This window comes from Parvibaculum sp., assembly GCF_035325945.1.
Classification (GTDB): Bacteria; Pseudomonadota; Alphaproteobacteria; order Parvibaculales; family Parvibaculaceae; genus Parvibaculum.
The window spans coordinates 21,885-46,860 of record NZ_DAOKYX010000007.1 but is presented as its reverse complement, the minus strand read 5'-3'; the positions used below and the strand labels follow the sequence as shown (position 1 = coordinate 46,860).

At 64.1% G+C, this 24,976-nt stretch carries 26 protein-coding genes; 19 read left to right on the top strand and 7 right to left on the bottom strand.

Annotated features, from left to right (window positions below; genetic code table 11):
* The 7 genes from PKA57_RS05780 to PKA57_RS05750 form a co-directional block, all read left to right on the top strand.
* On the top strand, nt 1-262 hold a 262-nt coding region (locus tag PKA57_RS05780), incomplete at its 5' end, for a 2-oxo acid dehydrogenase subunit E2 (protein WP_324298431.1).
* An 11-nt stretch (nt 263-273) separates the two neighbouring features.
* Nucleotides 274-1,674: a dihydrolipoyl dehydrogenase gene (lpdA, locus tag PKA57_RS05775; RefSeq protein ID WP_324298429.1), complete on the top strand. Its 1,401-nt coding sequence runs from the start codon at nt 274-276 to the stop codon at nt 1,672-1,674.
* Between the two features lie 8 nt (nt 1,675-1,682).
* Nucleotides 1,683-2,420: a TerC family protein gene (locus PKA57_RS05770; RefSeq protein ID WP_324298428.1), complete on the top strand. Its 738-nt coding sequence runs from the start codon at nt 1,683-1,685 to the stop codon at nt 2,418-2,420.
* The gene (locus PKA57_RS05765; protein ID WP_324298426.1) at nt 2,420-3,952 is read left to right on the top strand and encodes a sulfatase; all 1,533 of its coding nucleotides are present in this window, start codon (nt 2,420-2,422) and stop codon (nt 3,950-3,952) included. The genes PKA57_RS05770 and PKA57_RS05765 overlap by 1 nt, the downstream gene beginning before the upstream one ends.
* Nucleotides 3,953-4,006: 54 nt before the next feature.
* Complete coding sequence (locus PKA57_RS05760) at nt 4,007-4,507, top strand: PAS domain-containing protein (RefSeq protein ID WP_324298424.1); 501 nt, start codon at nt 4,007-4,009, stop codon at nt 4,505-4,507.
* 147 nt (nt 4,508-4,654) lie between these two features.
* Entirely contained in the window at nt 4,655-5,635 is a 981-nt protein-coding gene (gene lipA / locus PKA57_RS05755) for a lipoyl synthase (RefSeq protein WP_324298422.1), read from the top strand.
* 2 nt (nt 5,636-5,637) lie between these two features.
* Nucleotides 5,638-6,150, top strand: coding sequence for a type II toxin-antitoxin system RatA family toxin (locus PKA57_RS05750; protein WP_324298420.1), 513 nt, complete (start codon nt 5,638-5,640; stop codon nt 6,148-6,150).
* A 4-nt stretch (nt 6,151-6,154) separates the two neighbouring features.
* Here PKA57_RS05750 and PKA57_RS05745 read toward each other — a convergent pair whose 3' ends face one another.
* From PKA57_RS05745 to PKA57_RS05735, 3 genes are read right to left on the bottom strand one after another with little or no spacing between them, the layout of a single operon-like run.
* Entirely contained in the window at nt 6,155-6,649 is a 495-nt protein-coding gene (locus PKA57_RS05745) for a CinA family protein (protein WP_324298419.1), read from the bottom strand.
* On the bottom strand, nt 6,649-7,146 hold the full coding sequence (locus PKA57_RS05740; protein ID WP_324298417.1) for a phosphatidylglycerophosphatase A: 498 nt from the start codon (nt 7,144-7,146) through the stop codon (nt 6,649-6,651). Before PKA57_RS05740 ends, PKA57_RS05745 begins: the two co-directional genes overlap by 1 nt.
* 15 nt (nt 7,147-7,161) lie before the next feature.
* Nucleotides 7,162-8,310 carry a bifunctional 2-C-methyl-D-erythritol 4-phosphate cytidylyltransferase/2-C-methyl-D-erythritol 2,4-cyclodiphosphate synthase gene (locus PKA57_RS05735; RefSeq protein ID WP_324298569.1) on the bottom strand — a complete coding sequence of 383 codons (1,149 nt, stop codon included), beginning with the start codon at nt 8,308-8,310 and terminating at the stop codon, nt 7,162-7,164.
* Between the two features lie 116 nt (nt 8,311-8,426).
* Between PKA57_RS05735 and dusB the strand changes: the two genes are divergently transcribed.
* The 9 genes from dusB (at nt 8,427) to PKA57_RS05690 (ending at nt 19,460) form a co-directional block, all read left to right on the top strand.
* Nucleotides 8,427-9,446, top strand: coding sequence for a tRNA dihydrouridine synthase DusB (dusB, locus tag PKA57_RS05730; RefSeq protein ID WP_324298415.1), 1,020 nt, complete (start codon nt 8,427-8,429; stop codon nt 9,444-9,446).
* Nucleotides 9,446-10,549: a nitrogen regulation protein NR(II) gene (locus PKA57_RS05725; RefSeq protein ID WP_324298567.1), complete on the top strand. Its 1,104-nt coding sequence runs from the start codon at nt 9,446-9,448 to the stop codon at nt 10,547-10,549. Before dusB ends, PKA57_RS05725 begins: the two co-directional genes overlap by 1 nt.
* Nucleotides 10,550-10,558: 9 nt before the next feature.
* Complete coding sequence (gene ntrC, locus PKA57_RS05720) at nt 10,559-12,001, top strand: nitrogen regulation protein NR(I) (RefSeq protein ID WP_324298413.1); 1,443 nt, start codon at nt 10,559-10,561, stop codon at nt 11,999-12,001.
* A gap of 170 nt (nt 12,002-12,171) precedes the next feature.
* Nucleotides 12,172-14,484, top strand: a complete 2,313-nt coding sequence (locus tag PKA57_RS05715; protein WP_324298411.1) for a PAS domain-containing sensor histidine kinase — start codon at nt 12,172-12,174, stop codon at nt 14,482-14,484.
* Nucleotides 14,474-15,868, top strand: coding sequence for a sigma-54 dependent transcriptional regulator (locus tag PKA57_RS05710; RefSeq protein ID WP_324298409.1), 1,395 nt, complete (start codon nt 14,474-14,476; stop codon nt 15,866-15,868). The genes PKA57_RS05715 and PKA57_RS05710 overlap by 11 nt, the downstream gene beginning before the upstream one ends.
* Before the next feature lie 21 nt (nt 15,869-15,889).
* A complete protein-coding gene (locus tag PKA57_RS05705; protein WP_324298407.1) occupies nt 15,890-16,747 on the top strand; it encodes a D-amino-acid transaminase in 858 nt (285 codons plus the stop codon).
* A gap of 199 nt (nt 16,748-16,946) precedes the next feature.
* Nucleotides 16,947-17,192, top strand: coding sequence for an RNA chaperone Hfq (gene hfq, locus PKA57_RS05700; protein WP_324298405.1), 246 nt, complete (start codon nt 16,947-16,949; stop codon nt 17,190-17,192).
* A 129-nt stretch (nt 17,193-17,321) separates the two neighbouring features.
* Nucleotides 17,322-18,638, top strand: a complete 1,317-nt coding sequence (hflX, locus tag PKA57_RS05695; RefSeq protein WP_324298565.1) for a GTPase HflX — start codon at nt 17,322-17,324, stop codon at nt 18,636-18,638.
* A gap of 3 nt (nt 18,639-18,641) precedes the next feature.
* Nucleotides 18,642-19,460, top strand: a complete 819-nt coding sequence (locus PKA57_RS05690; RefSeq protein ID WP_324298402.1) for an inositol monophosphatase family protein — start codon at nt 18,642-18,644, stop codon at nt 19,458-19,460.
* 95 nt (nt 19,461-19,555) lie between these two features.
* Here the strand turns inward: PKA57_RS05690 and mazG are convergent, their stop codons facing one another.
* A complete protein-coding gene (gene mazG / locus PKA57_RS05685) occupies nt 19,556-20,368 on the bottom strand; it encodes a nucleoside triphosphate pyrophosphohydrolase (protein ID WP_324298563.1) in 813 nt (270 codons plus the stop codon).
* A gap of 29 nt (nt 20,369-20,397) precedes the next feature.
* Nucleotides 20,398-21,048, bottom strand: coding sequence for an MBL fold metallo-hydrolase (locus PKA57_RS05680; RefSeq protein WP_324298400.1), 651 nt, complete (start codon nt 21,046-21,048; stop codon nt 20,398-20,400).
* Between the two features lie 219 nt (nt 21,049-21,267).
* Between PKA57_RS05680 and PKA57_RS05675 the strand changes: the two genes are divergently transcribed.
* From PKA57_RS05675 to PKA57_RS05665, 3 genes are all read left to right on the top strand, one after another.
* Nucleotides 21,268-21,579, top strand: a complete 312-nt coding sequence (locus tag PKA57_RS05675) for an HU family DNA-binding protein (RefSeq protein ID WP_324298398.1) — start codon at nt 21,268-21,270, stop codon at nt 21,577-21,579.
* 167 nt (nt 21,580-21,746) lie between these two features.
* A complete protein-coding gene (locus PKA57_RS05670) occupies nt 21,747-22,094 on the top strand; it encodes a RidA family protein (protein ID WP_324298396.1) in 348 nt (115 codons plus the stop codon).
* 40 nt (nt 22,095-22,134) lie between these two features.
* A complete protein-coding gene (locus PKA57_RS05665) occupies nt 22,135-23,268 on the top strand; it encodes a hypothetical protein (RefSeq protein ID WP_324298394.1) in 1,134 nt (377 codons plus the stop codon).
* A 37-nt stretch (nt 23,269-23,305) separates the two neighbouring features.
* On the opposite strand, the gene PKA57_RS05660 is transcribed toward PKA57_RS05665, so the two are convergent.
* Both PKA57_RS05660 and PKA57_RS05655 read right to left on the bottom strand, forming a co-directional pair.
* The gene (locus PKA57_RS05660) at nt 23,306-24,097 is read right to left on the bottom strand and encodes a fumarylacetoacetate hydrolase family protein (protein WP_324298392.1); all 792 of its coding nucleotides are present in this window, start codon (nt 24,095-24,097) and stop codon (nt 23,306-23,308) included.
* A gap of 8 nt (nt 24,098-24,105) precedes the next feature.
* The gene (locus PKA57_RS05655) at nt 24,106-24,864 is read right to left on the bottom strand and encodes an aldolase/citrate lyase family protein (protein WP_324298390.1); all 759 of its coding nucleotides are present in this window, start codon (nt 24,862-24,864) and stop codon (nt 24,106-24,108) included.
* Nucleotides 24,865-24,976: the final 112 nt, after the last annotated feature.

Sequence of the window (24,976 nt, the reverse complement as noted above, 5' to 3'; positions counted from 1 at the left end):
GGGCGGCAGTTTCTCGTTTCCCATCCGCGGCATGTTCGGCATCAAGCTTTTTAGGGCGGTCACCACCCCGCCGCAGGCGGCGATCATCGCCGTGGGCAGGGGCGAGGAACGGCCGGTGGTACGAAACGGCAAGGTCGAGGTCGCGACCATGATGACCGTGACCATGTCCTGCGATCACCGCGCCATTGACGGGGCGCTCGGCGCCAGGTTCCTCGAAGCCTTCAAGGCGTTCGTGGAATATCCGCCCTCGATGCTTCTCTGAGGAGGCGAAGGATGGCCGAAACCGCTTACGATGTCGTCATCATCGGCTCCGGCCCCGGCGGCTATGTCGCCGCGGTGCGCGCGGGACAGTTGGGCCTGAAGACCGCCATAGTCGAGCGCGAGGCGCTGGGCGGCATCTGCCTCAATTGGGGCTGCATACCGACCAAGGCGCTGCTGCGTTCGGCCGAAATCTATCAGACCCTGCAACGGCTCGATGAATTCGGTCTGAAGGCGGAGAATATCGGCTACGACGCGCAAGCGATCGTGAAACGAAGCCGCAAGGTCGCGACGCAGCTTTCAAATGGTGTCCGCTTTCTGATGAAGAAGAACAAGGTGGATGTCATCGAGGGAACGGGGAAGCTCGCTGGCGCGGGCCGCGTGTCGATAGACGGCAAGAACGGCCGCCGCGAGCTGCAGGCGAAGGACATCATCCTTGCCACGGGCGCGCGGGCGCGCACGCTGCCCGGCATCGAGCCGGACGGCAAGCTCGTCTGGACCTATCGCGAAGCCATGGTGCCGCCCGCCATGCCGAAATCGCTTCTCGTCATCGGCTCGGGCGCCCTTGGGATAGAATTTGCGAGCTTTTACCCCGCCCTCGGCGTGGGGGGGACGGTGGTCGAGGTCTTGGACCGCATCCTGCCCGTCGAGGATGAGGAAATCTCGGACTTCGCCGCCAAGGCTTTCCGCAAGCAGGGCATGAAGATCCTGACCTCGGCAAAGGTCGAAAAACTCGACAGGGCCGCCGACAGCGTGACCGCGACCATCGCCCTCAAGGACGGGAAAACGGAGAAGCTGACCGTCGAGCGCGTCATCTCGGCCGTCGGCATCACGGGGAATGTCGAGGATCTCGGCCTCGCGGAAGCGGGGGTGAAGGTGGAGAAGGGGCATGTCGTCGTCAATGAGTGGCTCGAAACAGGCGTGAAGGGCATCTATGCCATAGGCGATCTCGTCGGCGCGCCGTGGCTCGCCCACAAGGCGATGCATGAAGGCGTGCTGGCGGTCGAACACATCGCGGGCCAGAAGGGGCTCCATCCGCTCGACAGGTCCAAGATTCCGGGCTGCACCTATTCCATGCCCCAGATTGCCAGCGTGGGCCTCACCGAAGAGCAGGCGAAGGAGGGTGGTCGCGAGATCAGGGTCGGCCGCTTTCCCTTCCGCGGCAATGGCAAGGCGATTGCGCTCGGGGAGCCGGAAGGCTTCGTCAAGACCGTTTTCGATTCGCATACGGGCGAATTGCTGGGCGCTCACATGATAGGTGCCGAGGTGACGGAGCTTATCCAGGGCTACACGGTCGCCCGGACCCTCGAGTCGACCGAAGCCGACCTTATGCAGAGCATCTTCCCTCATCCCACCTTAAGTGAAATGATGCATGAGTCTGTGCTTGACGCCTTCGGTCGCGCGCTCCACATCTAAAGCGCATCATGTTTGAAATATTTTCCAGTCCGGAAAATTGGGCGAGCCTTCTTACGCTCACGGTCCTCGAGATCGTTCTCGGCGTAGACAACCTGATATTCCTCTCCATCCTCGCTTCGCGCCTGCCACGGGAGAAGCAGAGGCTTGGACGGCGGCTGGGCCTCGGCGCCGCGCTGATGACGCGGCTCGCGCTTCTCGCCTCCATCGCGTGGATCGTCACGCTCAAGGAACCCATCGTCACCTATAAGGGGTTCGGAATATCGTGGCGCGACATCATTCTCTTCGTCGGCGGACTTTTCCTGATCGCAAAGGCGACGCTCGAAATCCATCACGCCGTGGAAGGAGGCGACGAGCGCGCGCATGAGATCGACGCCAAGGTTCCGGGGCTCTGGTCCGTCGTCACCCAGATCGGGCTCATCGACATCATCTTCTCGCTCGACACGGTGATGACCGCCGTCGGCATGTCCGATCATTTCGAGATCATGGCCTTTGCCGTTCTCGCCGCCGTCGGCGTCATGGTCTTCGCCGCCGAGCCTCTCGCGCGCTTCATCGAAGAACACCCCACCGTGAAGATGCTGGCGCTGAGCTTCCTCATCCTCATCGGCGTGTCACTCGTCGCCGACGCGCTGCATTTCCATATTCCGAAGGCCTATCTCTACTTCGCGGTGGCTTTCTCCATCGGCGTCGAGTCGCTCAATATCTGGGCGACGAAGCGGCGCAATGACCGCGACGAGGTATCTCATTGATGGATGAAGAGCCCACGCGCCACGGCCTGCCGAAGAACGCCATCGTCATTCTGCTCGACAGCCTGAACCGCCATATGGTCGGCGCCTATGGCGGCGGCGAGTTCCAGACCCCAAATCTCGACCGCTTTGCTTCCCGCGCGATGCGCTTCACGCGCCACTACACGGGCTCGCTGCCCTGCATGCCCGCGCGGCACGACATTCTCTGCGGCGCTCTCGACTTCCTGTGGAAGCCGTGGGGCTCCATCGAAATCTGGGAAGACGCCATCACCTATGAGCTGCGCAAGGCGGGCGTCGTCACCCAGCTTATCTCCGATCACCCGCACCTCTTCGAGACGGGCGGCGAGAACTATCACGTCGACTTCACAGCCTGGGACTATCAGCGCGGCCATGAGGGTGATCCGTGGAAGACACGGCCCGATCCGAGCTGGGTCGGCACGCCAGACGGTTTCCGCCCGCATATGCCCTATGACGATTCACGCGGCTATTTTCGTGGCGAGGCCGATTTTCCCGGCCCGCGCACCATGGCGGCGGCGGCACGCTGGCTAGACGAAAATGCGGGCCATCATGATCGCTTTCTCCTCTTCGTCGACGAATTCGATCCGCATGAACCCTTCGACACGCCCGAGCCCTATGCCTCGATGTACGATCCCGATTGGGAGGGACCGCACCTCATCTGGCCGCCCTATATGCAAGGCGCGCTGGCAAAGGGCGTCCTGAGCGAGCGGCAGGCGCGCCAGATCCGCGCGAGCTATGGCGGCAAGCTCACCATGATCGACCGCTGGTTCGGCCGCGTCCTCGATGCGATCGATCGCAACAACCTTGCGGATGATACCATCGTCATTCTCTGTACGGATCATGGCCACTATCTCGGCGAGAAGGACATCTGGGGAAAGCCCGGCGTGCCGGTCTATCAGCCGCTCGGCCATATTCCGCTGCTGATCGCATGTCCGGGCGTCACTCCCGGCACATGCGATGCGCTGACGACGAGCGTCGATCTCTTCGCGACGCTGGCGGAGCTTTTCGGCGTCGAGGTTCGCCAGCGCACGCATGGGCGCTCGCTGCTGCCGCTGCTTCGGGGCGAGAAGAGCGAAATCCGCGACTGGCTGCTGACCGGCGTCTGGGGCCGCGAAGTGCATCTAATCGACCGGCGCTTCAAGTATGCGCGGGCACCCATCGCCGCCAATGCGCCTCTCACCATGCTCTCCAATCGCTGGTCGACCATGCCGACGCATGTCCTGACGCGCGAACAGGAATTGCCGCTGCCGGACGAACGCGCCTTTCTTGACCGCATGCCAGGAAGCAGGGTGCCCGTCATCCGTCAGGACTGGCAGGCGGGCGACAGGCTGCCGTTCTGGGCCGCGTCCCGCTTCCGGGGCAATCATCTCTACGATCTCGACGACGATCCCGCGGAAGAGCGCAACCTTGCCGGAACGGCGCTGGAGGCGGAATACACCGAAAAACTCCGCCAGGCCTTGCGGGAGATCGAAGCGCCCGACAGCCAGTTTGTCCGGCTCGGTCTGACTTTTAACTGAGCGCTAGCGATTGATTAACGAGCTTGTCCCAATATTGAGGTACGGAGGGACGATATGCTCAAAAGGCTGGACCTGAAGCTGACGCCTGAAGAGGTCGATTACGAAGTAATCGAGGCGGAAAGCCCTATTCATCCCAAGAACAGGATCCTGCTCAACTATTGGCTGGGCAAGATGGGTCCTGACGGCATGGTCCTACGCAGCGCGATCAATCCTCTCGATTTCCGGAAGATTCTGGGCGGCGTCTTCCTTGTTGAGCCGGTCGACGATGGCAGGGATCTCGTCTATCGCCTCGTCGGCAGTGAAAACGAGCACCGCTTCAGCCGGACCTATACAGGCCACCGCTTCACGGAATGCTACGGCAAGGCCATGGCCGCCGACCAGATCGCCTTTCACCATCGCGTCTTCGCCGGAGGCAAGCCCGCTTTCCTGCGCGGCCGGATGAAGGGGACTGACGTCGATCACGCCCAGTTCGAGGCCAGCTATCTGCCCCTGCGGACCGATAGCGGCGGCCACCAGATGCTGGGCGGCATGTTCGACATGGCCGAGCCGGACTAGGCGCGCCCTCGGCACTCCCCATGAACTGAATCCGGATTCACGGGCGATTTGCTTGAATCGCCAATACCCTCTATCCATGTTGAGCACGAGGGCAGGGGATGGCCCGAGCATGCGAACCCCGACACCCCTGAACATGGCGGCGAACCCATGGCCACGATCATCGACAATCTGAACGGAGGCGGCGCCGCCTCCGCAAATCCGCGTCCGAGACACCCTGAAAAGGCGCACCGCCCCGACACGGCCGTGCTGCGCAAGCCGGAGTGGATCCGCGTCAAGGCGCCGACTTCGCCCGTCTATACGGAAACGAAGCGCATCGTCCGCGAAAACCATCTCGTCACCGTCTGCGAAGAGGCGGGCTGCCCCAATATCGGCGAGTGCTGGTCGAAGAAGCACGCCACCATGATGATCATGGGCGATACATGCACGCGCGCCTGCGCCTTCTGCAATGTGAAGACGGGACTTCCCGGCGCGCTCGATCCGCATGAGCCCGAAAATGTCGCCAATGCCGTCGAGAAGCTCGGCCTTCAGCATGTCGTCATTACATCGGTCGATCGCGACGATCTCGAGGATGGCGGCGCCCAGCATTTCGTCGATGTGATAGGCGCGATCCGGCGCCGCTCGCCCGCAACAACGATCGAAATCCTGACGCCGGATTTCCTGCGCAAGGAAGGCGCGCTCGAAAAGGTCGTAGCGGCGAAGCCCGACGTCTTCAATCACAATCTGGAAACCGTGCCCCGGCTCTATCTCAATATTCGTCCGGGTGCGCGCTATTTCCATTCGATGCGCCTTCTCCAGCGCGTGAAGGAGATCGACCCCACGATCTTCACCAAATCGGGCCTCATGGTCGGCCTTGGCGAGGCGCGCGAGGAAGTGCTGCAGGTCATGGACGACATGCGCTCGGCCAATGTCGATTTCCTGACGATCGGGCAATATCTGCAACCAACGCGGAAGCACGCCGCCGTCGAGCGCTTCGTCACGCCGGACGAATTCAAGGCGTATGAGGGAATTGCGCGCGCGAAGGGCTTCCTGCTCGTCTCCGCGAGCCCGCTGACGCGCTCGTCCTATCATGCCGATGCGGACTTCGCGCGGCTGCGCGCCGCCCGCAATGCACTCCACGCTCAAGGTTAGACATGCCCGCCACTCACCAGACGCAGGATGTTCCCTACGCCGCGGATGAGATGTTCGCGCTTGTTGCGGGCGTCGAGCTTTATCCCGAGTTCCTGCCCTGGTGCGCCGGGGCGCGCATCCGCCGCCGCGAGGCGGACGGCCAGAACGAAGTTCTGATCGCCGACCTCATCGTTTCCTACAAGGTCTTTCGCGAGCAGTTCACGAGCCGTGTGGTTCTCGACCGGGCGAACCGGACGGTCGATGTCCATTATGTGCAGGGGCCGTTTCGTCACCTGGCGAACAAGTGGAATTTCGAGCCCTTGCCGGAAGGCGGCACGCGCATCCACTTCTTCATCGACTTCGAGTTCCGAAGCGCGACCCTGCAAAAGCTGATGAACGGCGTCTTCGGCAAGGCTTTCGCGCGGATGATGCAGGCTTTCATCGACCGCGCCGATGCAGTTTACGGCAAGCCCGCGCCTGCGCTGGCGGCGGCTGCGCCTCTGCCGGAAACGGAAGACCGCACGCAAGCAGGCTGAGCCGTCAGATCATCCGCCGCAGAAGATCGAGAGCGACCTCGACGCTTTTGAGGCGGATTTCTTCCCGCCCGATGTCGCCGAAGCGCTGCACCTCGTGAATGATGTTGCGGCCGCGCCGCGCCGCGCCGAAATGCACGAGCCCGACGGGTTTCATCGCCGTTCCGCCGCCGGGGCCCGCAACGCCGGTGACCGAAACGGAAATCTGCGCGCGGGAATTGTTGAGCGCGCCTTCGGCCATGGAGCGCGCCACCTGCTCGCTCACCGCGCCGAAATCGGCGATGAGATCGCCGGGCACGCCGAGCGCATCGCGCTTGGCCTCGTTGGAATAGACCACGAAGCCGCGCTCCACCACATCGGACGAACCCGGAATTTCGGTGAGCAGCGCGGCGATGAGGCCGCCCGTGCAGGATTCCGCCGTCGCGATCTTGAGCTTCGCGTCCCGGCAATCGCCGAGGAGGAGTTCTGCGCGCTGCAGGAGCGGACGGGGAAAGAGCGACATCACAGGACCTCGGTGAAGTTGCGGCAGATAAGGATGACGAGGATCGCGTAAGCGGCGGCGACCATATCATCGGCCATGATGCCGAGCCCGCCCTTGAGCCTGCGGTCGGCAAGGCTCACGGGCCACGGCTTAATGACATCGAAGAAGCGGAAGAGAAGAAAGCCGGCAAGCCATGCTATGGGCGTGACCGGCAATATCGCCAGCACCAGCCACAGCGCCGCGACCTCGTCGATGACGACTTCGGAAGGGTCGTCCTTCGCCGCCGCGGCCGCATAGAGGGCGGCAGCCCAAAGACCGAGCGCGAAGGCGATGCCCGCGCCCGCGACGAGCGCCCATGGCCCGCCGAGCCAGGCGAGGGCGAGGCCGGGCGGCAGCGCCGCGAGCGAGCCCCATGTGCCCGGCGCCCTGGGCAGAAGCCCTGCGCCGAACCAGGTTGCGGCAAGTGCAGCCGGATCGCTGATGCGGAGGGAACCGGGAAGGGGAGTGAGGAAACCCATCGGCTGCAACTCCCGTCAGCCGAAGCTCAGTGTGGCGAGAGCCTGCGCCGCAAGCCCCTCGCCGCGTCCCGTGAAGCCGAGCCCTTCGGTGGTCGTGGCTTTGACGCTCACGCGGGACAGGTCGATCCCGAGGATGCCGGAGATGCGCGCGCGCATGGCATCGGCATGGGGGCCGATCTTCGGCCGCTCGCAGATGAGTGTCATATCGACATGCACGATCCGCGCGCCTGCCTCATCCGCGAGGCGGGCGGCGTGAGCGAGAAAGCGGTCGGAGGATGCGCCTTTCCATTGCGGATCGCTCGGCGGAAAGTGCCGCCCGATGTCGCCATTGCCAAGCGCGCCGAGAATGGCGTCGGTCAGCGCATGAAGACCGGCATCGGCATCCGAATGACCGATCAGCCCATGTGTATGCGGAACGCGCACGCCGCAGAGCATGACGTGATCGCCGGGGCCGAAGCGGTGAACGTCGAAGCCGGAGCCTGTCCGGCTTTCGCGGCCAGCAGCGAGAAGGCGCTCGGCGCGCGCGAGATCCTCCGCGCTCGTGATCTTCATGTTGGTTTCATCCCCCTCGATCGTCGCGACCGCTATGCCTGCCGCAGCCGCCACGGCGACATCGTCGGTCAGTTCTCCGCCTGCCGCCTTGCGGTGCGCATCGAGTATCGCATCGAAATGAAAGGATTGCGGCGTCTGCGCGCGCCAGAGCCCGTCGCGGGGAACGGTCTCGCCCGCCATGCCGCCGGATACGCGGCGGATCGTATCCGTTACCGGCACGGCGACGAGGGCGCCCTTGTGGCGATCGAGCGCCGCGATGCTCCGCGAGATGATATCCGGCGTCACCAGTGGCCTTGCGCCGTCATGGATGAGGACCCGGCCGGGCTTGTGAGCGGCGAGCGCCTCGAGCCCGCGCAGCACCGAGGCCTGCCGCGTCGGCCCGCCTTCGCAAGCTGGCGCGAGCCGCGGAAGACCCGCCGAGGCGGCCTCATAGGCTTCCCGGTCATCGGGATGGATCACCGCCATGACGAGGTCGATTTCGGGATGGAGGCAGAAGGCCCGCAGCGTCCGCCGCAGCACGGGCTCGCCTGCAAGCTGGCGGTACTGTTTGGGCGCGCCAGGCCCGGCGCGTGTGCCCCGGCCAGCCGCAACGATGAGTGCCACGACGGTCATGGCTTGGTTTTGCATGAGCAGGCTCGTTACGGAAAGCGGAATTAAGCGTCTTGCGGCTTATAAAGCATGCGACTAAACTGACCAACGATTGAGCACCGCCTGAAAGTGCCTAAATTTTGTCCATAGCTATCGGCCCACACAGCCTCAGAACCAACGTGCTTCTTGCGCCGATGGCCGGGATCACGGATCTGCCGTTTCGCCGGATTGCTCATGAATTGGGCGCGGGGCTCGTGGTTTCGGAGATGGTCGCGAGCGACGAGCTTGTGAGGGCGCGCCCCGATGTCGTGCGTCGCGCCGCCGGCGCGGGCGAGGTCGAGCCGCTGACGATCCAGCTTGCCGGGCGCGAGGCGCGCTGGATGGGCGAGGGCGCCCGCATTGCCGAAGCGGCAGGCGCGGACATCATCGACATCAATATGGGCTGCCCGGCGAAGACCGTGACCTCCGGCCTTTCCGGTTCCGCGCTCATGCGCAATCTCGATCATGCGCTGAGCCTGATCGAGGCGACGATTGCCGCCGTTTCCGTGCCGGTCACGCTCAAGATGCGGACGGGCTGGGACGAGGGGACCCGCAACGCGCCCGAGCTTGCGCGCCGCGCCGAGGAGGCCGGCATCAGCATGGTGACGATCCATGGGCGCACGCGCTGCCAGTTCTACAAGGGCCGCGCCGACTGGGGTTTCATCGCCCGGGTGAAGGAGGCGGTCTCCATTCCCGTCATCGCCAATGGCGATGTGACGAGCCTAGAAGACGCGCGCGCCATCCTCGATGCATCGGGCGCGGATGGCGTGATGATCGGGCGCGGCGCGCAGGGCCGCCCCTGGTTTCTCGCGCAGGTCGCCCATTTCCTCCAGACCGGCGAGCGCCTTGCTGATCCGTCATGGGACGAACAGAAGCGCATCGTCACCAGCCACTATCGCAGCATGATCGAGCATTATGGCGTCGCACTCGGCGTGCGCGTCGCCCGCAAGCATCTCGTCTGGTATCTGGAGCACGCCGCCTGCTTCCTGTCCGAAGAGGCGATGGCGGCGAAGAACGCGCTCGTCCGCCTGAGCGACCCGGAGGAGGTGCTGGCGGTCGTTACCCGCTTCTACGACGTGGCCGACGCGAGGTCCGAAGCAACCGCCAGAGAGGCCGCATGATGGCAAGCGCCGCAGGCTCCGTGCAGATCGCAAGAAAGCCGGAGGCGGCAGCCATCCTCGACGCGCTTCCCCATCCCGTCATCATGATCGATCGCGATTTGCGGATCGGCTATGTGAACGACAGCGCCGAGCAGTTCTTTGCCGCAAGCGCCGCCGTTCTGCTCCGCCACCGGCTCAGCGATTTCGTCGCCTTCGGGAGTCCGGTTCTCTCGCTCATCCAGCAGGTGCTGGAGGATGGCGCATCCGTCAACGAATACGGCATCGAGGTGGGCACGCCGCGCGGCGGCGACCGCGCCGTCGATATTCAGGTGACGCCTGTCAGCGAATATCCCGACCATGTGTTGCTGATCCTCCAGCTCCGCACCATGGCGCACAAGATGGACCGGCAGTTGACCCATAGAAGCGCCGCCCGCTCCGTGACCGGCATGGCGGCGATCCTCGCGCATGAGATCAAGAACCCGCTCTCCGGCATTCGCGGCGCGGCGCAGCTTCTCGAACTGTCCGCCCCCGCCGAGGACCGGACGCTGACGCGGCTCATCTGCGACGAGACGGACCGCATCTGCAAGCTGGTCGATCGCATGGAGGTCTTCTCCGACGAGCGCCCCGTCCCGCGCGAGCCGGTGAACATCCATCTCGTGCTCGGCCATGTGAAGCAGCTCGCGCAGACCGGCTTTGCGAGGGGCATCAGGATCGTCGAGGAATACGACCCCTCGCTTCCGCCCGTTCTGGGCGACAAGGACCAGCTCATTCAGGTCTTCCTCAATCTTGTGAAGAACGCCGCTGAAGCCACCACGTCCGATGGCGAAATCGTGCTGACCACGGCCTACAGGCCCGGCGTCCGCCTTTCCATGCCCGGCAGCCGCGACAGGGTGAGCCTGCCGCTCGAAATCTGCGTCATCGACGACGGGCCGGGCGTGCCCGAGGACCTGCTTCCGCATCTCTTCGATCCGTTCGTGACGACGAAATCCAGCGGCACGGGCCTCGGCCTCGCGCTGGTGGCCAAGATCATCGGCGACCATGGCGGCATCGTGGAGTGCGAGAGCCAGCCGCACCGGACGGTGCTGCGCGTTCTGTTGCCGATGCACACCGGCGAGCCCGAGTAAGAGGAGCCAATGCCAAGCGGAACGATCCTTCTGGCCGATGACGATGCCGCCATCCGCACCGTGCTCAACCAGGCGCTCGGGCGTGCCGGCTACGATGTGCGCGCGACGAGCAACGCCGCGACCCTCTGGCGCTGGGTGAGCCAGGGCGATGGCGACCTCATCATCACCGATGTGGTCATGCCGGACGAAAACGCCTTCGATCTCATTCCCCGCATCAAGCGGCTGCGGCCCAAGATTCCGATCATCGTCATGAGCGCGCAGAACACGCTCAAGACGGCGATCACCGCCGCCGAGCGGGGCGCCTATGAATATCTCCCCAAGCCCTTCGATCTGAACGAGCTGATCCGCGTCGTCGATCGCGCCATGAAGGCGCCGCGCGAGGGGGCATTGCCGCTTCCGGCGGCGCATGAGGACGAGAATATCCCCCTTATCGGCCGCTCGCCGGCGATGCAGGACATCTACCGCGTGCTGGCGCGGCTGATGCAGACGGACCTGACGGTGATGATCTCGGGCGAAAGCGGCACCGGCAAGGAGCTCGTCGCCCGCGCCCTTCACGACTATGGCAAGCGGCGCAACGGGCCCTTCGTCGCGATCAACATGGCCGCCATCCCGCGCGAGCTGATCGAGAGCGAACTTTTCGGGCATGAGAAGGGCGCCTTCACCGGCGCGAGCCAGCGCGCGACCGGCCGCTTCGAGCAGGCGGAGGGCGGCACTCTTTTCCTCGACGAGATCGGCGACATGCCCATGGAGGCGCAGACGCGGCTTCTGCGCGTTCTCCAGCAGGGCGAATACACGACGGTCGGCGGGCGGACACCCATCAAGACCGATGTCCGCATCGTTGCCGCCACCAATCGCGACCTCCGGCAGCTCATCAATCTCGGCCTCTTTCGCGAGGACCTTTTCTATCGCCTCAACGTGGTTCCGATCCGCCTGCCGCCGCTTCATGAGCGGACGGAGGACATTCCCGACCTCGTGCGCCACTTCCTCGCGCAGGCCGAACAGGAAGGCCTGCCGCCCAAGACCATCGACAGCGAGGGCATGGAGCTGCTGAAGCGCTACCGCTGGCCGGGCAATGTGCGCGAGCTTGAAAATCTCGTTCGGCGCCTCGCCGCGCTTTATACGGAGGAAACGATCGGCGCCTCCATTCTCACGGGCGAACTCGCCGAGCCGGAATTCAAGAACACGCTGGAGCAGGCGCCAGCCGACGAGCCACTTTCCGTAGCGGTCGAGCGTTCGCTCACACGCCTCTTCGCGGCCCATGGCGACGGCCTGCCGCCCCCCGGCCTCTATGACAACATCCTGCGGGAGGTCGAAAGGCCGCTCTTCGGGATGGCGCTGGCCGCAACGCGCGGCAACCAGATCAAGGCGGCTCACCTGCTCGGCATCAACCGCAACACGCTGCGCAAGAAGTTGAAAGACCTCGATGTTCAGGTGATCCGCGGCATCAAATAGAGGCCGCGAAGGTGATGTAATGCGGCAACATTGTTGTTGATTGGCCGCGCCCCTCAAGCCAGAATGGCGGTCCCGCCGCGCCTGCGTGGCGCATTGGGCACATAGCGACAACGGCAGCGGCGTCGGGAGGCGGATCGCCATCCCCTCCCGCCCGTCGCCAGGACGAGGGCATGGCAACGAGCGACCGAATGGAGAGGGCGAGCTGGGACAGCCATCTGTGGGGACTGTTTTCCCGCCGTGGATTCTCGGGGACTCTCGCGATCGGCCTCGTGATGGCGGCGATCTTCCTCGGCTCCTTCACCTATATGATCCTGACCGGGCTGACGCCTCTGGCGCCGACGCGCGGGCTCGTCATCACGCTGCTCATCGGCAATCTGGCCGTCGTTCTGGTCCTGTTCGCGCTGATCGGCTGGCGCGTGGTGCGCATCATCATCGCCCGGGTGAGCGGGGTGGCAGGCGCGAAGCTCCATGCGCGCCTCATCGCCATGTTCGCTGTCGTGGCCGTCATGCCGGCGATCATCGTGGCCGTCTTTGCCGCCGTGACGCTCAATCGCGGCCTCGACTTCTGGTTCGGCCAGCGCACGCAGATCATCATCTCGAACGCCCAGACGGTCGCCGAGGCCTATCTCGATGAACACCACCACGTCCTGCGGGGCGATGTGCTCGCCATGGCGACCGACCTCGACCGGGCGGCCCCCTACCTCGCGACGAGCCCAGAGCGTTTCCAGCAGCTCGTGGCGACCCAGGCCGCGCTGCGCTCGCTGCCGGCGGCCTATCTCATCAATTCGGAAGGGCGCATCCTCGCCAAGGTGACGGCGAGCGTCGCGCCCGATATGGGGCTTCCCACGGCCGAACAATTCACGCAGGCCCAGAAGGGCGAGGCGGTGCTCTGGACCGTTCAGGCCCATAACCAGATCAGGGCGCTGGTGAAGCTCGGCGCCATCGAGGACACCTATCTCTATGTCGGCCGCTTCGTCGATGCCCGGGTCCTCCAGCACCTCGCGCAGACGCGCGAGGCCGCGGACGAGTATCGCAGCCTCGAACAGCGCCGCATCACCTTTCAGGTGACCTTTGCCCTCATCTATGTCGCCGTCGCGCTCGTCACATTGCTTGCGGCGATCTGGCTCGGCCTCTGGGCGGCGAACCGCATCGTCGATCCCATCAGCAAGCTCGTTCAGGCATCCGAGCGGATCAGCATCGGCGATCTCGGCGTGCGCGTCGAACCGGGAGAGACGGGCGACGAACTCGACGTTCTGAGCAATGCGTTCAACCGCATGACGAACCAGCTCGAAAGCCAGCGCAACGAGCTGGTCGCCGCGAACCATCAGCTCGATCTTCGTCGCCAGTTCACGGAAGCGGTGCTTTCGGGCGTCAGCGCGGGCGTCATCGGCCTCGACAATGAAGGGCACATTAATCACGCCAACCGCGCGGCGCTGCGCTTCTTCGGCAAGAGCGAAAGCGAACTGGTCGGCCACGACATCTTCGTCGCCATTCCGGAAATGGCCGAGGTCGTGCACGAGGCGCAGAACCACCCCGACCGCCGCGCCCAGAGCCAGAGCGTCATCATGCGCGACGGGCAGGAGCGCACATTGAGTATCCGGGTGACGAGCGAGGTCCGGGATTCGGGCCTCGGCGGCTTTGTGCTCACCTTCGACGACATCACCGAACTCGTGCGGGCGCAGCGCACCTCCGCCTGGGCGGATGTCGCCCGGCGCATCGCGCATGAGATCAAGAACCCGCTGACGCCGATCCAGCTCTCGGCCGAACGCCTGCGGCGAAAGTACGGCAAGGAGATTCTGACGGATCCCGAAGTCTTCAATCAATGCACCGACACGATCATCCGCCAGGTGAACGATATCGGGCGCATGGTCGACGAGTTCTCGTCATTCGCGCGCATGCCCACCGCCGTCATCAAGCAGGTCGAGATCAACGAGATCGTGCGGCAGGGCGTGTTCCTTCAGCGCGTGGCCCATCCCGATATCGACTATGCGAGTGACATGCCCGCCGAGCCGGTTCTGGTCGAATGTGACGGCAGGCTGGTGAGCCAGGCCCTGACCAACATCCTTAAGAACGCCGCCGAGGCCATTCGCGGCCAGCACGAGGCTCGCGCGCAGTACGAGGACGAGGAGGAGAGCGGCGCCGGAGGCATGATCGGACGCATTCAGGTGGCGCTTGAAGAAACGCCGTCAACTGTTGCGATCGTGGTCACGGATTCAGGCTGCGGCCTGCCGAAGACCGACCGCACCCGCCTGACCGAGCCCTATATCACCACGCGCACAAAGGGCACGGGCCTCGGGCTCGCCATCGTGAACAAGGTCATGGAAGACCATGGAGGCACGCTCATCCTCGAGGACGCGCCGGCCTCGGAAGGATGGGAGAGCGGGGCGCGCGTGAAGCTGATCTTTCCGCGCATGCGCGAAGGCACCGACGAGGCGCAGCAGACTGAGACGAGCAAGATAGACGAGGCGATGAATGGCATCTGACATTCTGATTGTCGACGACGAAGCCGATATCCGTGAGCTGGTTGCGGGGATTCTGAACGATGAGGGCTATGACACGCGCGTCGCTGGTGACAGCGACAGCGCGCTCGCCGTGATCGAGGCGCGGCGCCCTGGCCTCGTCGTGCTCGATATCTGGTTGCAAGGGAGCCGCCTCGACGGTCTGGAACTGCTCGATGTGGTGCATGAGCGCTATCCCGACCTGCCCGTCGTCATCATAAGCGGCCATGGCAATGTCGAGACGGCGGTCTCGGCGATCAAGAAGGGGGCCTATGACTTCATTGAAAAGCCCTTCAAGGCCGACCGCCTGATCCTCATCGTCCGCCGCGCCATCGAGGCCTACAGGCTGCGGCGCGAGAACGACGATCTGCGCACGCGCATCGGCGACGACATGGCGCTGATCGGTTCCTCGCCGGCCATCGCGCATGTGCGCCAGACGATCGAGAAGGTGGCGCCCACGGGAAGCCGCGTTCTCATTTCCGGCCCTTCGGGCTCGGGCAAGGAGGTTGTGGCGCGGCTCCTTCACGCGCGATCGCGCCGTGCGGAAAACCCCTTCATCGCGATCAATGCGGCGAGCATGGCGCCCGAACGCATGGAGATCGAGCTTTTCGGAACCGAAGTCTCGTCCAACGGGCCGCGCAAGGTCGGCGTCTTCGAGCAGGCGCATGGCGGCACGCTCTTTCTCGACGAGGTCGCCGAAATGCCGATCGAGACGCAGAGCAAGATCCTGCGCGTGCTGGTCGATCAGACCTTCGAGCGCGTGGGCGGCGGTCCTCGCGTCAAGGTCGATGTGCGCGTCGTTTCGTCGTCGAGCCGCGACCTGACCGATGAAATCTCCAAAGGCCGCTTTCGCGAGGATCTGTTTCACCGGCTCAATGTCGTGCCGATCCAGGTGCCGCCGCTTTCCACCCGCCGCGAGGACATTCCCTCTCTCGTGGAATATTTCATGTCGCAGATTTCCAAGGCGACGGGACTGCCGCCACGGCGCATCTCGGAAGATGCGATGGCGGCCCTTCAGGCCCATGACTGGCCCGGCAATGTGCGCCAGCTTCGCAACAATGTGGAGCGGCTGCTGATCCTGACCTCGGGCGATCCCACGGCCGTCGTCACCGCGGACATGCTTCCGGCGGAAGTCGGCTCGTCGGCGCAGATCACGGTCAACGGTTCGGGCGGCGAGCACATCATGGCGCTGCCGCTGCGCGAGGCGCGCGAGACTTTCGAGCGCGAATATCTCGTGGCGCAGATCAGCCGGTTCGGCGGCAATATCTCGCGCACGGCCGCCTTCATCGGCATGGAGCGCTCGGCCCTTCACCGCAAATTGAAATCGCTGGGCGTCGCCACGGGCGGCCGGCCCGACATGCCTCTGTGACATGAACTCCGGGAGGCCCGCTTGTCCCGCATTGCCTATGTGAATGGCCGCTATGTCCGCCATGCGGAGGCGGGCGTGCATATCGAGGATCGCGGCTATCAGTTCGCCGATGGCGTCTATGAGGTTTGCGGCATACGCGACGGCCGGTTCATGGACGAGGAATTGCATCTCGCACGGCTCCGGCGCTCGCTCGATGAAAGCCGCATCGGTCTGCCCATGCCGCTCGCATCGCTGCGCCATGTGCTGCGCGAGGTGGTGCGCCGCAATCGCATCCTGAACGGCCTTGTCTATTTCCAGGTGACGCGGGGCGTTGCGCCACGCGACCATCCGTTTCCGCCCGCGGGCGTGAAGCCCGCGCTTGTCGTGACCGCCAAGAGGATCAACGAGGCGCGCGTCAGGAACGCCGTGGAGAAGGGCGTCGCCATCGTGACCATGCCCGATCAGCGCTGGGCGCGGCGGGATATAAAATCGATAGCGCTTCTTCCGAACATTCTCGCCAAGCAGGCCGCGCGCGAGGCCGGCGCCTATGAAGCGTGGCTGCTGGATGCGGATGGATATGTGACCGAAGGCTCATCGACCAACGCATGGATCGTCGATCAGCAGGGCCGCCTCGTGACCCGGCCCGCGGGCCGGGAAATCCTGAGCGGCGTCACGCGCCATGTGCTGCTCGAAACGGCGCGGCAGGAAGGCGTGGAGGTGGTCGAGCGCCCCTTCACGGCGGATGAGGCGAGGGCGGCGCGCGAGGCTTTCATCAGCGCATCGTCGGCGATCATCATTCCGGTGGTCAGGATCGACGATGCGGCGATCGGCAATGGCGCGCCTGGCTCGCTCACCATGCGCCTCCGGGACGCCTATCTGACATACGGAAAACTGACCTGAACAGGCTTCAACATAGAAGCTCGGCGAAAATAGTGCGGATAACCTCTCCGGAATGAGATTTCGCACTTGCAGCATGAAGAAAAAAGAACAGATTGTATGAGGACCGTCTCCTTCGTCCGCGTCCGGGGCGGGGACAATCCATCTGGATCGGCCGGGCGGTCGGGCCGATCCGATCAAATTTGACAAATGGGGCTTACCCATGAGTGAGAAGACACATAACTTGCAGGACACTTTCCTGAACCATGTTCGCAAGAACAAGACGACACTGACCATTTTCCTCGTCAACGGCGTCAAGCTTCAGGGCGTCGTGACCTGGTTCGATAATTTTTGTGTACTGTTGCGTCGGGATGGCCACTCGCAATTGGTCTACAAGCACGCCATATCAACGATCATGCCCGCACAACCCGTTCAGCTTTTTGAACCGGGAAACGGGGAGGAGGCTTGAGACCGTTTCTTGAGTGATCAGCACGATGGCGGCGGCGAGGACAGCCGCCGCGCACAACGCCGTTCCGCAAAGCCGACGTTCCAGGTGAACCCCAAGGAACCGACGCGCGCCTTCGTGCTCGTGCCCTGGCTGAAGACAGCCGAGCAGGACGCGCGCCGGCGTGGCAAGCCCTATCGCTCCCAGTCGGCGCGCATGGAGGAAGCGGTCGGGCTCTCAGGCGCCATCAATCTCAATGTCGTGGGCCAGCAGGTCGCCGTGGTCGCGGAGCCGCGCCCGGCGACGCTCATCGGCGATGGCAAGGTGGAGGAGCTGAAGGGCCTCCTTGCCGAACTCGAAGTCGAACTCGTCATCATCGACGGACATCTGAGCCCAGTTCAGCAGCGCAATCTGGAAAAGGCCTGGAATCTCAAGATTCTCGACCGGACGGGCCTCATTCTCGAAATCTTCGGCGAGCGGGCGCATACGAGGGAAGGCGCGCTGCAGGTCGAGCTTGCCCATCTCAACTATCAGAAGAGCAGGCTCGTTCGTAGCTGGACCCATCTCGAACGCCAGCGCGGCGGCTTCGGCTTTCTGGGCGGCCCCGGCGAAACGCAGATCGAGGCCGACCGGCGCGTCATTCAGGAGCGGATCACCAAGATCGAGCGCCAGCTCGAAACGGTGAAGCGTACGCGCGAACTGCACCGCAAGACGCGCCGCGAGGTGCCCTATCCCGTGGTCGCGCTGGTGGGCTACACAAACGCCGGCAAATCGACGCTCTTCAACCGGCTGACAGAGGCCGGCGTCTTCGCCGAGAACCTGCTGTTCGCAACCCTCGATCCGACCATGCGCGCCGTCTCGCTCCCGAGCGGCCGCAAGATCATATTGTCGGACACTGTGGGCTTCATTTCGGACCTGCCGACGCATCTGGTGGCGGCCTTCCGCGCCACTCTGGAGGAGGTGCTGGAGGCGGAGGTCATTCTTCATGTGCGCGACGCCTCGCATGAGGAAACCGACATCCAGAAGGCGGATGTCGAAGCCGTCCTCGCATCGCTCGGTCTTGCGGGCGAAAAGGCGACGGAGCCGCAACGCCCCATCGTCGAGATCCTGAACAAGATCGACCTGCTGCCCGACGAGAGCCATGACGCGGTGATGAACGCGGCGGCGCGCAATCCGCTCTCCGTTGCCGTTTCGGCGCTGACGGGCGAGGGCGTCGATGAATTGCTTTCGCTCATCGACCGTCTCGTCGTGGACAGGGGTATCCTTATCCACGCCACGCTCCGCCCCGATGAAGGCGACGTCATTGCATGGCTCTATGAAAACGGGCAGGTTCGCAAGAGAGAGACGGGCGACGACGGATCGACGACGCTCGACGTGAACCTGCCGGCTGCGGCGGCGGGTCGTTTCGAGAAGCGCTTTCCCGCCCTCAAGGGGCGCGTGGTCGCGCAGCTGGCGAAGGCAGCGGAATAGAAAATGGCCGACCTTTCCGAAGATGTGGCGGCGCTGATGGCCGAGGCGGCGGCGCGCGAAATCATGCCGCGCTTCCGCATGCTGCGCGAAGGCGAGATCGAGGAAAAGTCGAAGGGCGATTTCGTCACCATCGCCGACCGCGAGGCGGAATTCTGGCTGACGCCGCGCCTCGAGGCGCTGCTTCCCGGGTCGCATGTGCTGGGCGAGGAAGCCTGCGCCGCCGATCCTCGCCGCATGACGCTCATCGAGGGCGATGCGCCGGTCTGGACGCTCGACCCCGTAGACGGCACGGCAAATTTCATCGCCGGTGATGAGGCATTCGGCATCATGGTCGCGCTGGTGAAGGGGGGCGAAACGCTGCGCGCCTGGATCTACCTGCCGGCGAGCGGTGGCCTTGCCATGGCGGAGCGCGGCGGCGGCGCATGGTGGCGTTCCGGCGGCGCGACCGAGCGCATCAGCGCCGGCACTTCAGCGGCCTCGCTGGCCGACGTCACAGGCGCATTCAATGTGCGCTTCATGCCTGACGAGTGGCGCCGCCGCATCGAGACTTTCGCCGGGCGTGTCGGCCGCATCGCCAACGATCAATGCTCGGCGGTGGATTACACATCGGTCGCGCGCGGCCTCAAGGACTTCGTGACCTATCACCGCATGATGCCCTGGGATCATGTGCCAGGATCGCTGATCCTGCGCGAAGCGGGCGGCGTCATCCGCGATCTCGGCAATGGTGACGACTACATGCCGCGTCTGCTTGCTGGCCCCCATCTCGTTGCCCGCGACGCGGCGAGCTGGGAGCGCATCGCCGAAGAGATCAGGCGCGCCTAGAGCGTTTCAATCAAGCGCGAAATCGCTTTGGCGGTTCGGAAACGCGACAAATCAAGAAGCTGGTATATTGGTTTCGAGCCGATCAAGCGGTGGCTCTAACCCGTCTCGCCGCGCTCCTCGCGCTTCGCCTCGTTCCAGAGCGCGTCCATCTCTTCCAATGTCGATTGCTCGGGCGTCGAGCCTCTGGCCGAGAGTTTTTCTTCTATGCGTGAAAAGCGGCGGCGGAACTTGGCGTTGGCGCGCCGCAGCGCCGCCTCCGGATCGACCTTGAGGTGGCGGGCGAGATTCGCATAGACGAAAAGCAGATCGCCGAGCTCGTCCTCGATCCGGTCATGCTCGCCGCCCTTTACCAGTTCCTCGGAAAGTTCGAGCATTTCCTCGTTGAGCTTGTCGATGACCTCGGCCGTACTTGGCCAGTCGAAGCCGACGCGGGCAGCGCGCGCCTGCAGCTTCACGGCGCGGGCAAGCGCTGGGAGCGCGAGCGGCACATCGTCGAGAATGCTTATCTGGGTGGCGTTGCCCTTGGCGGCCCGCTCCTCGGCCTTGATCTCGTCCCAGCGACCCTTGACCATGCCGGCAGACCGCGATTCCTCATCGCCGAAGACATGCGGGTGACGACGGATCATCTTCTCGCAAATCGCGCGCACGACATCGGGAAAGCCGAAGAGGCCCGCTTCACTCGCCATCTGGGCGTGAAAGACGACCTGAAGCAGCAGGTCGCCAAGCTCCTCGCGCAGATCGGCCATGTCGCCGCGCTCTATGGCGTCGGCCACCTCGAAGGCTTCCTCGATGGTGTAGGGCGCGATGGTCGAGAAATTCTGTTCGAGATCCCAGGGGCATCCGCCATCGGGATCGCGCAGCCGCGCCATGATCCGAAGCAGCGCCTCGATCCGGTCGAGTTCGCCCATGCTCAATGGAGCCTCCCGAAGATCAGTGCTCAGGCGAAAAGCTCGTCCGCCACAAAGGGATTGCCGCGCCGCTCGGCGCCGAATGTCGAAAGCGGCCCGTGGCCCGGCACGAAGGTCACATCGTCGCCAAGCGGCCAGAGCCTGCCGCGAATGGACGAGATGAGCGCCTGATGATCTCCACGCGGAAAATCCGTGCGTCCGATCGAGCCCTGAAACAGCACGTCGCCGACAATGGCGAGCCGCGCCGCTTCATTGAAGAAGACGACATGGCCGGGCGTGTGGCCGGGGCAATGGCGGACGAGGAATGTCAGCCCCGCCACTTCGACCGTATCGCCATCCTCGAGCCAGCGGTCGGGCACGAAGGCGCCGCAGGAGGGAAACCCGTATTTCTGCGCCTGCTCGGGCAGCGCCTCGATGAGAAAGAGATCGTCCCGGTGCGGCCCTTCGATCGGTATGCCGAGCCGCTTGGCGAGATCGCCCGCCGCGGCCGCGTGATCGAGATGGCCATGGGTGAGGAGGATCTTTTCGAGCGTCACGCCCAGCTCCTCCACCGCCTGCATGATCCGGTCGAGATCGCCGCCCGGATCGCTGACCGCGCCGCGCATTGTCTCGTCGTTCCAGAGCAGCGTGCAGTTCTGCTGGAAGGGAGTGACCGGGAGAATCGCTGCTTTGAGGCTCATGTGACTGGCGCTTTACGAGTTTCGATATGCCGTGAAAGGTAGGGACGAGGGGGCGGAATGTCCAATGGTGACGGGCATTTTCGTCTCATGCGGTCGAAAATCTGTGCATAAAATCGACAGGGCGGGCCAAATAAGCCTTGGGGCGCAGCAAACTCTTGGTGTTTTTCCAAAACTTGTGAAAGATAACGTCAGGTTCCACCTAAGGACGAATCACGAATCATGGCCACAAAACCCGCAGCCAAAACCGCAGCCCAAGTCACCATTCCGATGTCGAAGATCATCGCGGAGCTCGCCGAGAAGCACGGCCTCACGAAGAAGGCGGCGGCTGCCTTGTTCGAGGACTTCGTCGGTATCACCGTGAAGAACCTGAAGAAGGGCAACAAGGTCCGTCTCACGGGTCTCGGCATCCTTCAGGTCAAGAAGCGCGCTGCCCGCATGGGGCGCAACCCGGCCACCGGTGAGCAGATCAAGATCAAGGCGTCGAAGAAGGTCGCCTTCCGCGTTGCCAAGGATCTCAAGGAAGCCATCTGATCCCGCTTCCACGATCCGGCTGGTACGGAGCGTAAAGAGACACGGCAGCATTCGTCTGTTGTCGCGAAAGGCGATCCTTCGGGGTCGCCTTTTCGTTTGCGGGCGCCCGTTCCGCGCTGCTATCAAATCCGCCTCTTGGCATGGAGCCGGACAGGGAGAAACGGAAGATGACGATCAGGCGGATTGGCGTCGGCAAGCGGCTGAGCGAAGCCGTGGTGCATGGCGATCGCGTCTATCTCGCAGGACAGGTGGCGGAAGACGCCTCGCAGCCCATTCGCGGGCAGGCGGAGCAGATTTTGGGACAGATCGATGCCCTTCTCGCGGAGGCGGGGACGGACAAGTCCAAGCTCCTCTTCGTGCAGATCTGGCTTGCCGACATGAACGACTTTGCCGCCTTCAACGAGGTCTGGGACGCCTGGATCGACCCGGCCAATCCGCCGGCCCGCGCCTGCGTGCAGTCGCCGCTGGTGAAGCCGGAGTGGAAAGCCGAAGTGCAGGTGACGGCTGCAATCTGATCGGCCACAATCGCATCCCTGACCATCTGGGGAGGGGGGCATGGCGGCGTCGGAGAGCTTTTCGGATATCGAGTGCCGCTTCGTCGGCCTGACGTCGCCGACGGCGCCGCGCGCCCGGCATGGAACGCATCCCTGCCAGGGCCTCTACTGGACGAGGCGTGGCGAGCGGCCGCGCGTCGCCGCCATCGCCACGCATTACAATGTCGATTTCAGCGAGCACTACCTCGCCCCGCTCTTTGCCGCGCGGGGCATCGGCTTTCTCGGCTGGAACACGCGCTATCGCGGCGCCGAGGATCAGTTCATCCTCGAGCATGCGCTGATCGACATCGGGGAAGGCGTCAGATGGCTCCGCGAGAAGGCGGGCGTCGAGATGGTCGTGCTGCTCGGCAATTCGGGCGGCGGATCGCTGATGGCCGCCTATCAGGCGGAAGCGTCGCAGCCGACGCTCGTCGCAGGCGCCAATGAGCCGACGCGAAGGGCGCTCGAAAATCTGGGGCAGGGCGATCTCTATATCTCGCTCAATGCACATAAAGGACGGCCCGAGGTTCTGACCGACTGGATGGACGCATCGGCCGTCGATGAAAGCGACCCGACCGCGACCGACCCGTCGCTCGATCCCTTCAACCCGGAAAACGGCCCGCCTTATTCGGCCGAATTCGTCCGCCGCTACCGGGCAGCGCAGCGCGCCCGCAATCAGCGCATCACCGACTGGGCCAAGGCGGAGCTGAAGCGCCTCAATGCGGCGGGCATTCCGGATCGCGTCTTCCCGCTCTTCCGCGTCTGGGCGGATCTGCGTTTCATGGACCCCACACTCGACCCGTCGGACCGGCCATGCCCCGGCTGCTATGCCGGCCTGCCCACCATCGCCAATCGCAACCCGCTGGTCATCGGGCGCGCTAATACGATCCGCACCTGGCTTTCCATGTGGAGCCTCGAAACATCGAAATGTCAGGGAACGGAGCAGCTCGCCAGGCTCGAGATTCCGGCGCTCGTGGTCCAGAGCATGGGCGATATGGGCGTTTTCCCGAGCGATGCGCGAGCGATCTTCGATGCCGTCGCTTCAGCCGACAAGAGGATCGAATTCGTTCCCGGCGCTCATTACTTCGAGGACAGCGCTGCGCATCGCGACCACGCCGCCGCGCTCATGCTTGACTGGATAGAGACGAAGCTCTGAAGGAGCGGGTCGCGCGGAACATCCCGCCTCCCGCGCGTCAGACGAAGCTCACCTCGACGTCGCCAAGCCCCTGATCGAAGCGGCAGACGATGTCGTCTCCAGCCTGCACGGGGAGCGCCCGCACGAACGAGCCCGTCAGGATCACATGGCCGGGTTCGAAAGTGACGCCGAACTCGCCGAGCTTGTTTGCGAGCCAGGCGACCGACGTGACAGGATTGCCGAGGACGGCCGAAGCCTCCCCCGTCAGTTCCGTCTTGCCGTTGCGGATGATCGAGCCGTTCACGCGCCGCACGTCGATGGCATCGAGCGGCCTCGGATTGGCGCCGAGCACGACGGCGCCACAAAAGGCGAGGTCGGCGACGCTGTCGATAATGTTGAGGCCGGGGGCGCGCGCGACCCGCATATCCACGAGTTCGATGGCGGGAAGTATGAAATCCGTCGCGCGGATGACATCGACCGGAAGAACGCCCGGTCCCTTGAGGGCATGTTTCATCACGAAGGCGATTTCGATCTCGATCATCGGCGTGAAGAAACGCGACATCGGATAGCTGTCGCCTTCCGGCAGGAAGAGATCGTCGGTGATGGCGCTGAAATCAGGTTCGCTCGAACCGGCCATTTCCTGCATGGGCTTCGATGTCAGGCCGACCTTGTAGCCCTTGATGCGGCGGCCGGCGGCGAGCCTGCGGCGCACGAATTCTTCCTGAATGCGGTACGCATCCTCGATGTCCATGCCGGGATAGGTCGCGGTCGGTAACGCGATGGGCTTCCGGCTCTCATAGGCGCCGAGAAGATCGTCAACGATCTTTGTGCGGATTGATTGTCCGAGCATGAGCCACCCTATTTTTTGATACGAACCGCGTCGAGATCGGCGCGCGTGGCGGCGGTCAAGGCTGCAATGTCCGTGGTCACGGAGATCATCTGAAAGCCCTGGGAGATGCGCAGCGGCGCGATCCTGGCGTTCGAAAGGACGGCCGTGGCGACGCCTGCGTTCCGGGCGGCGGCCGAAACTCTTGCGATTGCCTCGTCGAAGGCGGGTTGCCCGTCATTGTCGCCGGGCGGCAACCCGAGCGCGACGGAAAGATCGAAGGGGCCGACGAAAAGCGCGTCTACGCCGGGCACGCTCGCGATCTCCTCGACGGAAGCCAGCGCCTCCGCCGTCTCGATCATGGGGATGACGGCCACGCGGCCATTGGCTTCGGCGAAGTAGCGGGGGCCGTCCCGCATTCCGACGCGAACGGGACCGAAACTGCGACGGCCGGCCGGCGGGTAGAGGCACGCCTCGACGGCCCTGCGCGCATCCTCGGCCGTCTGGATCATGGGAATGACGACGCCGAGAGCGCCTGCGTCGAGCACGCGGCCGATGATGCCGGGATCGTTCCAGGGAACACGGACGATGGGGATGGCGGGCGTCAGATCAATCGCGCGGATCATGGCGAGCGCCGTCTCGTAATCCATGCAGCCATGCTGCATATCGACGAGAACCCAGTCGAACCCGTTCCGGGCGAGCGCCTCGGCGCTCAGAGCCTCGGGGATCATGCACCACGCGCCGAGCGTAACCTCGCCCGAAGCCCAACGGGATTTCAGGGAAACGCTCATCGACAACTCCCTTATGGCGGGTGCGCATCATTCGGCGCGGCTTCATGCGTATAAATGAGTGTCATCAGAATTGATGAAAGTCAACAATATGCGCGGGCCGCGCTACGCCTTG

Bases quoted from the DNA above. Each gene is read 5' to 3' on its own strand.
- lpdA (WP_324298429.1), top strand. From the start codon at position 274: ATGGCCGAAACCGCTTACGATGTCGTCATCATCGGCTCCGGCCCCGGC.
- PKA57_RS05770 (WP_324298428.1), top strand. From the start codon at position 1,683: ATGTTTGAAATATTTTCCAGTCCGGAAAATTGGGCGAGCCTTCTTACG.
- PKA57_RS05765 (WP_324298426.1), top strand. From the start codon at position 2,420: ATGGATGAAGAGCCCACGCGCCACGGCCTGCCGAAGAACGCCATCGTC.
- PKA57_RS05760 (WP_324298424.1), top strand. From the start codon at position 4,007: ATGCTCAAAAGGCTGGACCTGAAGCTGACGCCTGAAGAGGTCGATTAC.
- lipA (WP_324298422.1), top strand. From the start codon at position 4,655: ATGGCCACGATCATCGACAATCTGAACGGAGGCGGCGCCGCCTCCGCA.
- PKA57_RS05750 (WP_324298420.1), top strand. From the start codon at position 5,638: ATGCCCGCCACTCACCAGACGCAGGATGTTCCCTACGCCGCGGATGAG.
- PKA57_RS05745 (WP_324298419.1), bottom strand. From the start codon at position 6,649: ATGTCGCTCTTTCCCCGTCCGCTCCTGCAGCGCGCAGAACTCCTCCTC.
- PKA57_RS05740 (WP_324298417.1), bottom strand. From the start codon at position 7,146: ATGGGTTTCCTCACTCCCCTTCCCGGTTCCCTCCGCATCAGCGATCCG.
- PKA57_RS05735 (WP_324298569.1), bottom strand. From the start codon at position 8,310: ATGACCGTCGTGGCACTCATCGTTGCGGCTGGCCGGGGCACACGCGCC.
- PKA57_RS05725 (WP_324298567.1), top strand. From the start codon at position 9,446: ATGGCAAGCGCCGCAGGCTCCGTGCAGATCGCAAGAAAGCCGGAGGCG.
- ntrC (WP_324298413.1), top strand. From the start codon at position 10,559: ATGCCAAGCGGAACGATCCTTCTGGCCGATGACGATGCCGCCATCCGC.
- PKA57_RS05715 (WP_324298411.1), top strand. From the start codon at position 12,172: ATGGCAACGAGCGACCGAATGGAGAGGGCGAGCTGGGACAGCCATCTG.
- PKA57_RS05710 (WP_324298409.1), top strand. From the start codon at position 14,474: ATGGCATCTGACATTCTGATTGTCGACGACGAAGCCGATATCCGTGAG.
- hfq (WP_324298405.1), top strand. From the start codon at position 16,947: ATGAGTGAGAAGACACATAACTTGCAGGACACTTTCCTGAACCATGTT.
- PKA57_RS05690 (WP_324298402.1), top strand. From the start codon at position 18,642: ATGGCCGACCTTTCCGAAGATGTGGCGGCGCTGATGGCCGAGGCGGCG.
- mazG (WP_324298563.1), bottom strand. From the start codon at position 20,368: ATGGGCGAACTCGACCGGATCGAGGCGCTGCTTCGGATCATGGCGCGG.
- PKA57_RS05680 (WP_324298400.1), bottom strand. From the start codon at position 21,048: ATGAGCCTCAAAGCAGCGATTCTCCCGGTCACTCCCTTCCAGCAGAAC.
- PKA57_RS05675 (WP_324298398.1), top strand. From the start codon at position 21,268: ATGGCCACAAAACCCGCAGCCAAAACCGCAGCCCAAGTCACCATTCCG.
- PKA57_RS05670 (WP_324298396.1), top strand. From the start codon at position 21,747: ATGACGATCAGGCGGATTGGCGTCGGCAAGCGGCTGAGCGAAGCCGTG.
- PKA57_RS05665 (WP_324298394.1), top strand. From the start codon at position 22,135: ATGGCGGCGTCGGAGAGCTTTTCGGATATCGAGTGCCGCTTCGTCGGC.
- PKA57_RS05660 (WP_324298392.1), bottom strand. From the start codon at position 24,097: ATGCTCGGACAATCAATCCGCACAAAGATCGTTGACGATCTTCTCGGC.
- PKA57_RS05655 (WP_324298390.1), bottom strand. From the start codon at position 24,864: ATGAGCGTTTCCCTGAAATCCCGTTGGGCTTCGGGCGAGGTTACGCTC.